Raw genomic sequence first — 12,913 nt, forward strand, 5'->3', positions numbered from 1 at the left:
GCTACGATAGCGCGATGCGCGAGTTGCGGCGGTGGCTCAAATGCGCGTGCGACCGCATGGTCGCACGCCATTTGCGCCGCCGGGATCGAGCCTAGTTCGCAGGAGCAGCCATAGCATCCGCCGGCTTCATCGCATCGGTCGCCGGTTTCATGGCGTCCGCCGCGGGCTTCATAGCATCCGCAGCTGGCTTCATGGCATCGGCGGCGGGCTTCATCGAATTGGTGGCCATCGCGTCGGCAGGCTTCATCGCGTCGGTCGCGGGCTTCATGGCATCCGTCGCCGGCTTCATGGCGTCGGTGGCCATCGCATTGGCCGGCTTCATCGCGTTGGTCGTGTCGTCGGCGCGGGCGCCAGCGACGAAAACGGCGGCCGAAAGGGCGAAGGCGAGCGCCGGCAGGGTCAGGTACTTGGTCATGAGAGTCTCCTTGGGTTTTGGCGCGCGGAAGCGGGCCGGGTGATGCGTTGCCGCTGCATGCGGCCCCGCGCGAAGGGAAAGAAAAATCAGTTGGTGGCAGCGGCCAGGATCGGTCCGCCGCCCGGTGATTGCACCAGCACGGCGGTGCTGAGGCCACTGGGCGCGGCGGGCAGCGCATAGGCGGTGGCGCCTCCGGTCCAGCTGCCGAGTTTTGTCAGCGCATGCACGACATTGGCATGCGGCAGCGTGCGGCCGGTGTTTTCGCCACGCGCCACCGGCACCTGGACGACGCCCTTGGTGTAGCGCACGAGCCAGACATCGGCCTTGCCGCCCGGCGCGGCGCCGGCTCCGACCGCGACCTTGCCACCGCCAAGCGACAGCGAGGGGCCGCCGGTCTTGGCCGTTGCCGCGATAAGATGCTCGATCTCGCCGGGTGCCGCGCCGACGACATCGGCATGGCCGTTGACCACGACTTGCGGCGTGAACGGCCCGTCATGGCCGAGCGGCGGCTCGTAGGAAACCTGGCGCTGGGTGAATTCCTGTTTGCCGAACGTGTCCTTCCAGCCGAGATAATCCCAGTAGGTGACGTTGAAGGACAGTGCCAGCACGCCGGGCTGGTCCTTGACCTTGATCAGGTTGGCGTTGGCCGGCGGGCAGGACGAGCAGCCCTGGCTGGTGAACAGCTCGACGACACTGAGCGGCTGCGCGGCAGCGGCACCGAGCGAGAGGCCAAGCGCCAGCGCGCCCAGGCTGGACAATGCGGCGAATTTTCTGGAAGACGATCTCGGCATCGGCTGACTCCGTGTGGACGGCGCTGCGACGCGCCTGTCATTCCCCCACTTCGCTGCCGTTTGCCGCTTCGTTACAGCGCTCACCGGTTTGTGATCACGGCGCCAGACTTATGCGCGCTGCCCGAAACGCCACAGTGAGGTGTAGTGCATGATCGGCCGCTCGAACGTTGCGCCTTCGGCGACAAATCGCTTTCCTGCATCCAGCATGGGCTGGAAGATATCGAGCTGCCTGGCGTGCTCCAGCGTGTCCCAGACACTGGTGTTGATCAGCGACAGTGTCGCCTCGTCGGCGCCGGCGTAGAAGGTGAGCAGCCCTGGCATGGCCTCGATGCCGGGCCGAAGAGCTGCCTCCGCCTCCAGCATCATCTCTCGCAACAGCGCGAACTTCGTGGCGTCGCAGCGCAAGATGGACACACGCAGCACGGGGTCTGACATTGCGTTCTTCCTCCTGAGGGCCGCCATGATAGCACCCCCTCGAGGGGGTTGAGGAGTGGTCCGTGTAGCGGACGGAAAGCCAATTGCTTGGCTTTTCGAACGACGAACGCCGGCAGGCCAGAGGGGGTCGGGCCGACTGGGTGCGGCCTCCTGCGGCGGATGGAGGCTGGCGCTCTACGCGCGGCGACCCCCTCTGTCGCCTTCGGCGACATCTCCCCCTTGAGGGGGGAGATCAGCAGCGCCCTTTTACTGAGTCAGCGCGGTCAGCGAGGGGCGCTGGTTGAAATCGCATTTGCCGGTCACATTGTAGAAGAAGTCGGCGTTGCTGACATCGGCCGGCACGGCGTTGCCGCCGTCTTCCCAGGCCTGGTAACCCGTCGCGCCGCAAGGCACGGCGGAGAAGATGTCGACGATCTGGCCGGCCGCGACCTCGGGCATGACCGTTGCGCTCGTGCCGATGTAGAGCCGGTCCGAGGTGGCCGGGTCGTTCGACTTCAGCACGGTCGGGTTGCCCGAGGGCACATCCATCTCGAGATAGAGCTGCCCCATCTGGCTGACATCGATGACGGCGCCGGGGCTGTTGGCCGGATACATGGTGTTGACGCAGGTGGTGACATATTTCTTGGTGCCACTGGTCTGCGTGATCGCCCCGGCGGGCAGGTTGTTGAAGTTGTTCACCGTCGTGGTCGTGCAGACCTGAGACTGGACGAGGGTCTTGATGTCGGCGCCGCCATTGTTGGTGATCGTGTACACGTTGCTCGTGCCGTAGCCCTTGGGATCGCCATAGCCGTTGTAGGTATAGTCGATCTGCATCAGCGACTTGGCCGTGGTCGCGTTGAACTGCGTGCCGTAAAGCTTCATGGTCTTGTTCCAGTAGCCGGAGACCTTGGTGACCTGGAAGGTGGCCTGCACCAGGGCCGGTGCCTTGTTGACGGCGGAGGTGACGGCGACCGGCACGGTGTTGATCCGGGCGATGGTCATGAAATCGGTCGGCATGGCAAAGCTCGCCGAGGTCGTGGCGGTGACGGTGCCGTTGGCGGAGACGTTGAAGCTCGCCAGCGTCGCCGTGCCCTGGCCATTGTTGGCGACGAAATTGTTTTGCAGCGCCACCTGGCGGTCGCTGAGCGATGTCGTCGTCGGCAGCGTGGTGATGGCCAGCGTCGCGGCATCCAGCGCTTCCTGCATGTCGGAGCGGGTCTGGACGGCGTCGGTGTAATCGACGGAGAAGCCGACAGCGGTGATCAGCGGCACCAGACTCAAGAAGAACAGCGGCATCATCGAGCCGCTGCGCGAACGGGCGAACCCGCCTGCTACTTTGAACATTTTCTTACCCCCAGAGACATTAGTGGGCGTGCAGATACCACGCAGCCGGCAAACCAAGGTCTAATGGGATCGATCAAAGTTTATGCATTTGCCACCCCAAGGCCGGTATTCTCGTTTTTTTGGCGCCGCTCACCGCTTTGTGATCGAAGGCGGCGCCCTTGGGCGCCAAGCCTTGCCGGGGCAGGCCGCCCCTGCTAAAGCGCGCGGATGAGCACGCCCCTCGACCATATCCGCAACTTCTCCATCGTCGCCCATATCGACCATGGCAAATCCACGCTTGCCGACCGGCTGATCCAGTCCACCGGCGGGCTGGAGCTGCGCGACATGAAGGAGCAGGTGCTGGACTCGATGGATATCGAGCGCGAGCGCGGCATCACCATCAAGGCGCAGACAGTGCGGCTGAAATACCGCGCCAACAATGGCGAGGACTATATCCTCAACCTCATCGACACGCCCGGCCATGTCGACTTCGCCTATGAAGTGTCGCGTTCGCTCGCCGCCTGCGAGGGCTCGCTGCTGGTGGTCGACGCCTCGCAGGGCGTCGAGGCGCAGACGCTGGCCAATGTCTACCAGGCGATCGACAACAACCACGAGATCGTCGTGGTGCTGAACAAGGTCGACCTGCCGGCCGCCGAGCCGGAGCGCATCCGCGAGCAGGTCGAGGAGGTGATCGGCATCGACGCCTCCAACGCCGTGCTGATCTCGGCCAAGACCGGGCTTGGCATTCCCGATGTGCTGGAAGCGATTGTCCACCAATTGCCGCCGCCGCGCGAGGGCGATGCGTCAGCACCCTTGAAGGCGATGCTGGTCGACAGCTGGTACGACGCCTATCTCGGCGTCATCGTCCTGGTGCGCGTCATCGACGGCGTGCTGAAAAAGGGCCAGACCATCCGCATGATGGGCACCGGCGCCAAGCATCTTGTCGAGCGCACCGGCGTGTTCACGCCGGCCCGCATCAATGTCGACGAGCTCGGCCCCGGCGAGTTCGGCTTCTTCACCGGCTCGATCAAGGAAGTGGCCGACACCCGCGTCGGCGACACCATCACCGAGGACAGGCGCCAGACGGCAAAGGCCCTGCCCGGCTTCAAGCCGGCGCAGCCGGTGGTGTTCTGCGGCCTGTTCCCGGTCGACGCCGCCGATTTCGAGGATCTGCGTGCCGCCGTCGGCAAACTGCGCCTCAACGACGCTTCCTTCTCTTATGAGATGGAAACCAGTGCCGCGCTCGGCTTCGGCTATCGCTGCGGCTTCCTTGGCTTGCTGCATCTGGAAATCATCCAGGAGCGGCTGGAGCGCGAGTTCAACCTCGACCTGATCGCCACGGCGCCATCCGTCGTCTACCGGCTGCAGCTCAATGACGGCACGGAGAAGGAGCTGCACAACCCGGCCGACATGCCCGACGTGGTGAAGATCGCGTCGATCGAGGAGCCGTGGATCCGCGCCACGATCCTGACGCCTGACGACTATCTCGGCGGCATATTGAAACTCTGCCAGGACCGGCGCGGCATCCAGGCCGACCTGTCATATGTCGGCAAGCGCGCCATGCTGACCTACGATCTGCCGCTCAACGAGGTGGTCTTCGATTTCTATGACCGGCTGAAGTCGATTTCCAAGGGCTACGCCTCCTTCGACTATCACCTCACCGACTATAGGGAAGGCGACCTCGTCAAGATGTCGATCCTGGTCAATGAGGAGCCGGTCGATGCGCTGTCCATGCTGGTGCACCGCACGGCGGCGGAAAAGCGCGGCCGGCAGATGGTCGAGAAGCTGAAGGAGCTGATCCCCAACCATCTGTTCAAGATCCCGGTCCAGGCCGCGATCGGCGGCAAGGTCATCGCCCGCGAAACCATCTCCGCCCTGCGCAAGGATGTGACCGCCAAATGCTACGGCGGCGACGTCTCGCGCAAACGCAAGCTGCTGGACAAGCAGAAAGAGGGTAAGAAGCGGATGCGGCAGTTTGGGAAGGTCGATATCCCGCAGGAGGCGTTTATCCAGGCGCTGAAGATGGGGGATTGAGAAGCCGGTTGGCGCGCAGAGCGCGCCAAGTCATCGATCCAGTGGATCGATGACAGGCTTCGAAAGCGGGGGAGCTGCCGGAGGCAGCGGGCCCCCGCCAGCGCGACGCTGAAGCTGCACGGTGGAGATTATTCTCCGGGTGGCGGCGCGGGATGATCGCCGGGCGCAGGCGGTGGCTCTCCCAAATCGGCGGCAATCTCTCGAAAAATGCCATCGATATTGGTGAAGATCAGCCGGCCTAATTCAGTAACGTCTGATGCGTCGCCTAGCCGGATAAAGCGCATGGTCCGCAGGCACAAAACGGCAATGTCATCAGGCGGATTCTCGGTTGCCTGATAGGCGGCAGTGAACGAAGACAGGACTGCTCGAACTAGTCTTGTCTCCAGTCGCGGCATTGCTGTATTCCAGACGTGGATAGCGACAGACTGGCTCCCAGTTCGGAGACCAAAGTTCGACGTAAACGTAACCGAAAATATCTGGTCAGGGCTTCGTACCGTGACGGCTGGAAACTCCAAAACTCCGCCTGGATTTAGGGCTCTCCAAGCACCCAACCGCTGTAGACCAAGCTGAGCGGACCGTCTCTCCGGTTCTTGTGCGATTGTTGCCGTCGCTGTCAGCAAAATCTCCAAGGGATCTCCAGCCATTAGACGTTGGCACAATCGGCGGAGGCTGCTGTGGAAATCGTAGCCGCCCTCGCGTGGTAGAGATCTTCGGCGCAGCTCGCTTCGCTGAGGCCGAACGTTCATATGGACAATTCGCAAGAAAGCAGAAATTCCAAAAGCTGGCATGATATGTTCATCCCCGCGACTTGGCGACTCGCGTCGCCATATATAACATGAAATCCGCGCTGTTGCTCTGAGCAAGTGCTTGTGGGCCATTCAGCCTGCATCTGACCGACAGAAGTTATGAATTTTCAAAACAGATTGCCAAACTTGGTGTTGAAAACCATAAGTGTCATGGGCAACGACTCGCTAGATATATGCTAATTGCCGTGCTGGGGACTTCAAGATGAAATCGATTGCTTTTTTTAACAATAAAGGCGGCGTTGGAAAAACGACGCTCATCTGTAATGTGGCGTCCTATCTTGCGAGTTACGATGGACTGAAGGTCCTTCTTATAGACGCCGATCCACAATGCAACGCCACCCAACTTCTCTTACCGGAGGATCGCGTTGAGAGAATGTATGACACCTTTGATACGTTTACTATCCATAGCGTTGTTCACCCCCTGTCGATAGGGAAGGGTTATGCGAAAGAGATAGAGGTAATAAAGGTTAGTGACTACGGCATCGATTTAATTCCAGGGGATCCCCGTCTCGCTCTAAAAGAGGATTTGCTGTCCAAAGACTGGCAAGACTCGATCGCCGGCGACATACGCGGCTTGAGGACGTCGTTCCTTTTTTCAGAACTACTTGGAAAGTGCGCGCACTATGATCTAGTCCTATTTGACATGGGGCCATCACTTGGTTCCATAAACCGAGCAGTCCTTCTTGCATGCGATTTTTTCCTTTCACCTATGTCCATCGACATATTCAGTTTGCGTGCGATTGAAAACATTTCCGTCTCTATAGCGGAATGGCGTCGCAAACTGACCCACGGCGTTGAGCAAGTCGATCCAAGCCTCAAGGACGACCTCCCAGACCACGGTGCTTTTGGAATAAAATTTCTCGGCTATGTGGCCCAGCAGTACATTCAGAAAGCAAGGCAGGGGGTGAAGCGACCGGTTGACGCTTACGAAAAAATTATGAAGCGGATACCTCGGCATATTGAAACTAACTTCGTTAAGAAGCTACAGCCAACATTTAGCAGTGTTAATTATCGCATTGGAACTATTCCGAATCTTCACAGCCTTATTCCTATGTCTCAATCTGCACACAAGCCAATATTTGGCCTCAAGGCAAAGGACGGCGTTAGAGGCGCTCACTTTAACAAGGTCAAAGATGCAGAAGCGATATTCGAGAGTGTCGCCTCGAGGATGATCGAGAATTTGGGCGCTCTATCATGATCTCTTGGCCAGACCAGGTCGTGGACGCTGGAGCCCGGAGGCGATGCGTGTTGATTCTCGGTGCCGGGGTTTCGGCGGGTGCAATGACCGACGCGGGGGTTCGTCCACCCACTTGGAGTGAGTTCTTAGCAGAAGGCTTGGCCAAGTTAGACCCAAAGCCTGCCTTTATAAATCGAGCGATTAAGGAAAAAAGCTATTTAGAAGCATGCCAGTACATCAAGAGTGCTCTGGGTGAGGAGTGGCTGTCCCTGCTAAAGAAGCGCTTTCTTGACCCACAATATAAACCCTCTGATTTACACAAGGCAATATTCGAACTCGACCTTAGAACGACGATATCTCTCAATTTCGATAGCATATATGATAAATACGCGACGGGATTAACGGAGGGGACGTTCATAGTTAAGAAATATGACGATGGCGACATCCGACAATCGGTGGCAGGACCAGATCGTTATTTAATAAAAATGCATGGGAGTATGGATACTCCATCACGTATGATTTTCACTGCGAAGGATTATGCAAATGCTAGGACCAGGCATCGAGAGTTTTATGAAGTCGTCCAATCCTTGTTGCATACGCACACGTGCCTTTTGATTGGGTGCGGATTGAGTGATCCTGACGTTAGACTATTGTTTGAGGATTACCGTCATTCATTAAATGAAAGCCCCCACTACCAAACAATGCCCAAGCCGATCCCACATGAAGTCTCAACCTTTATCCGCGATACTCGTGGGATTAACATTTTACCGTACTCCCCAAGAGATAACCATAAGGAACTGAACGAGAGTATTAAGACCTTGTCTGTATTAGCCTCTGAGAGAAGGGATTTGATCGTGGACCGGAGGAACTGGTAACCAGACACGAGTCCCGGGGGAGGGTCGCCTCGCTCATCCCCCGTCGAGATTCGTAACAGCGCGTCCAGTATAATGCTCTAGGTGTTCGCGCCTTTGTCAGAGCGCCGTTGTTACCGATGGGCCGCCGGTCAGAGCGTTTCCGCCCCACACCGCGCGCGGTTTATTCTGGTGACGGCGGCCAGGGCTCGTCGATTTCGCGCTGACCGGGGTCCCTTCCGAGACCATCCGCTGACCGGAGCCGGTGCTCTCTAGACGACGGACCACCCATTGAAAACGCCCAACCCTAGAGTATCCTCCGCACGGCTTGGAGGGACATCAAATGCGCACCACTTCTGACACCATTGCCTCTCTCGGCCTCGCCATCGGTGGCGCCTTCGGCCTGGCCGGCACCTTCGTCACCAGCGCTCCGCTGCGCGAAACGCTCTGGACGATCGACGGCGCGGCGCTCGTGGTGGCGACCGCGCTGCTGACCATGAAATACCAGCGGCTGGGCGATGACTGCGTCGCCGCGGGCTTCCTGACCTTCCTCGCCGGCGAGACGCTGCTGCTGGCCGGCAATGCGGCGGGGCTGGAGGCCAGCGTGCCCTCCTATGTCGGCGGCATCACGCTTTGGGCGGCGGCGCTGGTCATGGTCAGCGCGCCGAAGACTTTTGCGCTGTGGATGCGGCTCACCGCGCTCATGGCCGCCGTGCTGTTTGTCGTCTCGGCTTGCATGATTATCTGGGGCGCGCCCTTGCTGCCGACCTCGGCGCCACTGCCCGCCGCCGGCTATCCGTTCCTGGTGCTGACTTTTGTTGGGTGGATCTGGACGCTGCTGAGGCCCGCGGCGGGAGCGGGGGCGTAGACCTATCTGGCTTCCTGGTTAAGACAGCTGTGCGGCTCAACCGGGTCAACCGGCGGAGGGTTGGTGGGCGGCGCTTCACAGTAGCCGACCGCGATCCGATCGTCCGGTAAGGCGGTGCCACAAAGGCTTGTCATGTCGGCACCGTCCAGAGTGGTGCCGTTGAAGACGGCACCTTGCATAAGGGCACCTTTGAACGACGTTCCCGCAAGCTTTGCGCCCTTGAACGTCGCCTGAACAAGAACAGCGTCATCGAAATGCACATTGGTGAGAACAGCACCGTCGAAATGGGCATCGGTGAGATTTGCCCGATGGAAGTCTACGTTCGTCAGGGTCGCGCCCGAGAAATCCGCTTTACGCAGGTCCGCGCTTTCGAAAGACACATCGATAAGGGCGGTCACCTTATCGTCAATAGTAAACTCCGCTCGCATAATATTTGTGCGTGCGAACGAGATCCCGGTTAATTTGGCGGATTTAAAATGCACCTGGTAAAGATTCGCCTCAGTAAAGTCGCTGCTCTTAATATCCGCATTATTAAAGAACACGCCGGCCAAGCAAGCTCCACCGAATTTAATATTTTCTCCCGACGCATTGTAAAACGTGGATCCGGAAAGCTGGCTGCCAATGGGCTCCCCAGTCTCCATGGCTGGCACTGCCCAGTTCCGGCCTTTTTCAAAAGAAGCATTGGAGAGCCCAGCATGGGAGAAATCCGCGCCGGAACCATTTATGCCCTGCATATGCGCAAACCGCAGATTGCTTCCATAGAATTTCGTCTTGTAAAAATCCGAGCCTCGCAAGTCGGCGCCTCTGAAATCCGTGTGAGACAAGTCCCTCAACACAACCACACTGCCCGAAAATTTCCCCCGCGAAGATCGAGGCTCGGCCATAGCGTTACCTCGTGATCGCTCTCTATCTCCTTGATTCCACTCCCGATAATTCCGAGCGCCGTTGACACATCCGCTGGAATAGCTCCGTCAGCATGTTTAGATTTCCGTGAGCTGTCCACCGCTAGAGCAGCCAAGGCTCTCAAGATTATTATAGCGGGACTGGTAGACTTTTCGTCACTGGCATGGACGGTTTTCCTACCAAGTAAGTCCTCGAGGGCATAAAGCCCACCGATACGCACAGCAATATTCTCACTGCCAATCGAATCGAATCCTTTCCTGTATTGGTCCTGGTATGCACTCTCTTGCGCTCGGCTAAATGCGTCTATTGCTTGAAGTGCTGTGACGATTGCGCCGGCAGCGCCGATGGCGACGATAGGAAATCCGAGTATTCGGGGGAGGCCGTCTCGATAGGGGTTCCCAGGCTCAATAGAGCCGAACGTCTTGGACAGCCAATTCGGCAGAAATATCCAGGCCATTCCAGCCAGTGCAATCAGAACGAATCCGAAAACCAACAGCCACCCCAGCAAACCGAGCATGTGTTTTCCCCTTCTAATTCCCCCTCTAATTCCCCCGATGATATTCCTGATGAAACCAAGAAGCCAACATTTTGGCAAAATGTTCAGAACAGAAATCGAACCGAGTATTCTTGCTTTCTATTGAAGTTCACTTCGCATCGCTCGGACATGCCCCACGTGCGAGATCGTTTCTGAGGCGGTGTTGATCCGGTTTTGCAGTAGCCGCAGTCTTGCAATAACAAGCTGGCCTACGCCGATTGACGACCGGCAGGGCAACTGCCCGATACTTCAGTTGCTTTCCGCTTCACTCACTCCAATGCCCGCATCCGCCGAAGCGCGCCCCGCATTGACATCGCGCGAATACCCGCGCCATTGGACCCAGGCCATTGGGGGCTCAGGGGACCATCCGTGAAAAAGATCTATGCAAAGCCGACGCTGAACAGGCGCGAGAAGCTTTCGGCCGTGACGGCAATGCCCTGTCCGATATCGCAGCCCTGCGGAAAATAGGGTCTGCTTAAAGGCTCGCCCTGCCGGGGCGGTCACCGGGCGCTGTCGCTGGACAGCGCTGTCTTCCACGCTTCCAGCCTGTCGGCTTTGTACGAAACCGTACCAACGGTTCGGCTTGGTTGATCGGGCTCCCGCAGCCAGCTACAAAAATCGGGCGGCGGACCTTTATCAGGTCGCCAGTGGCCGGCGCGGGACTCAGGCAATTGTCTTCACCGGCATGCGCGCCGGCCACTTCCCCGCACGCGCCCGGTCATCTCGCCGCGGACAATCCAGTTGACCAGGCCGCTGTCGACATGCGCCTTGCGCGTGCGTTCGCGCAGCAGCGCCTTGCAATGGTCCGCCCATTGCGCCTCAGGGATGAGGTGTTCGGCAATGGATGTCTGGAACGCCCTGCGCAACGCATGGAAAGTGAGTGGCGGCCCGGTGGGGTCTTCCATTGCATTGCTCCCTTAGGGGGCGGGAGCACGCTGACACTCTCAAGCACCAGCGCCCATTGAGTGGCCAGCGACAGCGCAACCATGCGCCCTGTGGCGGCGGCGGTCCACCGCCCGCCGGCGCACGCTTTGCGTCGTACATGAAATGTTGGGCCTGGTGTGAGGATTGGGCGGTAGGGCGCTGGTTCCTCGCCCCACGGAGTGGGGGCGAGGAACCCAAGACTGGCGAAGCCTCAACTCTCAATCCATACCTTCTCAAAATGCTGCTCCAGCGCCTGGTGCTGCTCACAGCCTTCCACGCCCTTGCGATAGGTCCGGTACACCGAGCGCCAGTAGGGTTGGATGATGATCCCGCTATCGCGCAAATTCTTCTCGATGCCGGCCATGATCTCCTTGCGCGCCTTGGCGTCGGGGGTGGCGAGCGCCTTGTCGAGGAGGTCGTCGAACTCCTTGCTGGCGTAGGCGCTTTCGTTCCAGGCGGCGCCCGATTTGTAGGCGAGCGCCAGCACTTGGACGCCGAGCGGCCGGCCCAGCCATTCGGTGCAGGAGAAAGGATATTTGCTCCAGTCGTTCCAGAAGGTGGCGGCGGGCAGCACGGTGCGCTTGATCTTGAGGCCGGCCTCGCGCATTTGCGCGGCGATGGCGTCGGCGGTGCTCTTTTGCCATTCGACGTCGACCGAGATCAGCTCATATTCATGGTCCGCCTTGCCGGAGGCGGCGAGCAGTTTCTTGGCCTCCTCCATGTCGCGCTTGGCCGGGCCGATATCGGCATACTCGGGGTGCATGGGGCCGACATGGTGGTTGTCGGCGGGTTTGCCGCGCCCGTCGAGGCCAAGCTTCAGCACGGCCGAATTGTCGACGGCGAGCTGCGCGGCGCGGCGCAGCTTGACGTCGTCATAGGGCGCGTTGCCGATGTTGAAGCGGGCGACGATGGTGGAGCCGGTGGCGATCTCGGAGTTCTTCAGCCCCATCTTGTCGGTCTGCGAGACGGCATCGGTGGCGGTTTCGTGGTCGGTGTCGATCTCGCCGGATTCGAAGGCCGACAGCATGGCGTTGGGGTCGGAGCCGTAGTCGATCCACTGGATGCCATCCAAATAGAATTCGCCCTTCCACCACGGCTTGTCCTTGCGCTTCACCTCGGCGCCGGTCTCGGCGTCCCATCTCACCAGTTCGCAGGGGCCGGTGGTGATGGCGAGCGCCTTCATCGGATCGCCGGCGCCGTCATAGGAGCGGTGCATGATCAAGGCGGGGTAGTCGGCCATGCCGGCGATCAGCGAAATATCGGGTTTTGGCAGGTTCAGCTTGATGGTGAAGTCGTCGACCTTCTCGATACCGCCGTCAACCACCTTCTTGGTGTCGGCATTGACCAGCGCGCCCATGCGCGCGGCGACCGAATTGCCGGCGACACCGGCCTCGCACCAGCGGGTGAGGTTGTGGACGACATCGTCGGCGTTGAAGGCATCGCCATTCGACCAGGAAATGCCTTTGCGGACATGCAGCGTCAGCGTCTTGGCATCGTCGCTCATCTCCCATTTTTCGAGCAGCCAGGGCTCGAACGAAAAATCAGTGTTCCAGCGCACCAGATATTCGTTGCAGTGGCGGGCGACGTTGGACATTTCGACGCCGTCGAAAGTGCGCGGGTCCTTGAAACCCTTGACGTTCATGGCGACGCGCAAGGTGCCGCCCTTTTTGGGCTCGGCGGCGCGGGCCGGGGTCGCGGTCAGGCCGCCGAGCGCCAGCGCGCCGGCGGCGCAGACGCCGAGGCCGGCCATCAGCGCAAGATATTCGCGGCGGTTGATGCCGCCCTTCTTGAAATCGTCGGCAACGGGCTTGGCCCGCGGGTGCAGTTTGCGGTCGGTCAGCATGAATTTCATCGTCGTTCCCCTGATTGTTG

The 12,913-nt window shown here is 59.7% G+C and carries 13 protein-coding genes; 4 read left to right on the forward strand and 9 right to left on the reverse strand.

The window, feature by feature from the left end; all coding sequences use genetic code 11:
* Positions 1–91: 91 nt before the first annotated feature.
* From AC0V7N_RS05320 to AC0V7N_RS05335, 4 genes are all read right to left on the reverse strand, one after another.
* Complete coding sequence (locus tag AC0V7N_RS05320) at positions 92–415, reverse strand: hypothetical protein (RefSeq protein ID WP_475455369.1); 324 nt, start codon at positions 413–415, stop codon at positions 92–94.
* Positions 416–501: 86 nt separating this feature from the next.
* The gene (locus AC0V7N_RS05325) at positions 502–1,206 is read right to left on the reverse strand and encodes a DUF1223 domain-containing protein (protein WP_475455371.1); all 705 of its coding nucleotides are present in this window, start codon (positions 1,204–1,206) and stop codon (positions 502–504) included.
* A gap of 108 nt (positions 1,207–1,314) precedes the next feature.
* On the reverse strand, positions 1,315–1,641 hold the full coding sequence (locus AC0V7N_RS05330) for a hypothetical protein (RefSeq protein WP_475455373.1): 327 nt from the start codon (positions 1,639–1,641) through the stop codon (positions 1,315–1,317).
* A 246-nt stretch (positions 1,642–1,887) separates the two neighbouring features.
* Positions 1,888–2,964 (reverse strand): TadE/TadG family type IV pilus assembly protein, encoded by a 1,077-nt coding sequence (locus AC0V7N_RS05335; RefSeq protein WP_475455375.1) that lies wholly within the window; start codon positions 2,962–2,964, stop codon positions 1,888–1,890.
* 207 nt (positions 2,965–3,171) lie between these two features.
* Here AC0V7N_RS05335 and lepA point away from each other — a divergent pair, with 207 nt between their 5' ends.
* On the forward strand, positions 3,172–4,977 hold the full coding sequence (gene lepA / locus AC0V7N_RS05340; protein ID WP_496627744.1) for a translation elongation factor 4: 1,806 nt from the start codon (positions 3,172–3,174) through the stop codon (positions 4,975–4,977).
* Positions 4,978–5,105: 128 nt separating this feature from the next.
* Here the strand turns inward: lepA and AC0V7N_RS05345 are convergent, their stop codons facing one another.
* Complete coding sequence (locus AC0V7N_RS05345) at positions 5,106–5,372, reverse strand: hypothetical protein (RefSeq protein ID WP_475455377.1); 267 nt, start codon at positions 5,370–5,372, stop codon at positions 5,106–5,108.
* A 613-nt stretch (positions 5,373–5,985) separates the two neighbouring features.
* Between AC0V7N_RS05345 and AC0V7N_RS05350 the strand changes: the two genes are divergently transcribed.
* The 3 genes from AC0V7N_RS05350 to AC0V7N_RS05360 all read left to right on the forward strand — a co-directional run bounded on the left by AC0V7N_RS05350 (position 5,986) and on the right by AC0V7N_RS05360 (position 8,679).
* Positions 5,986–6,981: a ParA family protein gene (locus AC0V7N_RS05350; RefSeq protein WP_475455379.1), complete on the forward strand. Its 996-nt coding sequence runs from the start codon at positions 5,986–5,988 to the stop codon at positions 6,979–6,981.
* A gap of 47 nt (positions 6,982–7,028) precedes the next feature.
* A complete protein-coding gene (locus tag AC0V7N_RS05355) occupies positions 7,029–7,835 on the forward strand; it encodes an SIR2 family protein (protein ID WP_496627745.1) in 807 nt (268 codons plus the stop codon).
* A 319-nt stretch (positions 7,836–8,154) separates the two neighbouring features.
* Positions 8,155–8,679, forward strand: a complete 525-nt coding sequence (locus AC0V7N_RS05360; protein WP_475455383.1) for a hypothetical protein — start codon at positions 8,155–8,157, stop codon at positions 8,677–8,679.
* Positions 8,680–8,681: 2 nt separating this feature from the next.
* Here the strand turns inward: AC0V7N_RS05360 and AC0V7N_RS05365 are convergent, their stop codons facing one another.
* The 4 genes from AC0V7N_RS05365 to AC0V7N_RS05380 all read right to left on the reverse strand — a co-directional run bounded on the left by AC0V7N_RS05365 (position 8,682) and on the right by AC0V7N_RS05380 (position 12,893).
* The gene (locus tag AC0V7N_RS05365; protein ID WP_496627746.1) at positions 8,682–9,473 is read right to left on the reverse strand and encodes a pentapeptide repeat-containing protein; all 792 of its coding nucleotides are present in this window, start codon (positions 9,471–9,473) and stop codon (positions 8,682–8,684) included.
* 35 nt (positions 9,474–9,508) lie between these two features.
* A complete protein-coding gene (locus tag AC0V7N_RS05370; protein ID WP_496627747.1) occupies positions 9,509–10,099 on the reverse strand; it encodes a hypothetical protein in 591 nt (196 codons plus the stop codon).
* Between the two features lie 695 nt (positions 10,100–10,794).
* Positions 10,795–11,022: a hypothetical protein gene (locus AC0V7N_RS05375; RefSeq protein WP_475455387.1), complete on the reverse strand. Its 228-nt coding sequence runs from the start codon at positions 11,020–11,022 to the stop codon at positions 10,795–10,797.
* 230 nt (positions 11,023–11,252) lie between these two features.
* Positions 11,253–12,893, reverse strand: a complete 1,641-nt coding sequence (locus tag AC0V7N_RS05380; protein ID WP_475455389.1) for an ABC transporter substrate-binding protein — start codon at positions 12,891–12,893, stop codon at positions 11,253–11,255.
* Positions 12,894–12,913: the final 20 nt, after the last annotated feature.

Source organism: Mesorhizobium kamtschaticum, assembly GCF_056174585.1.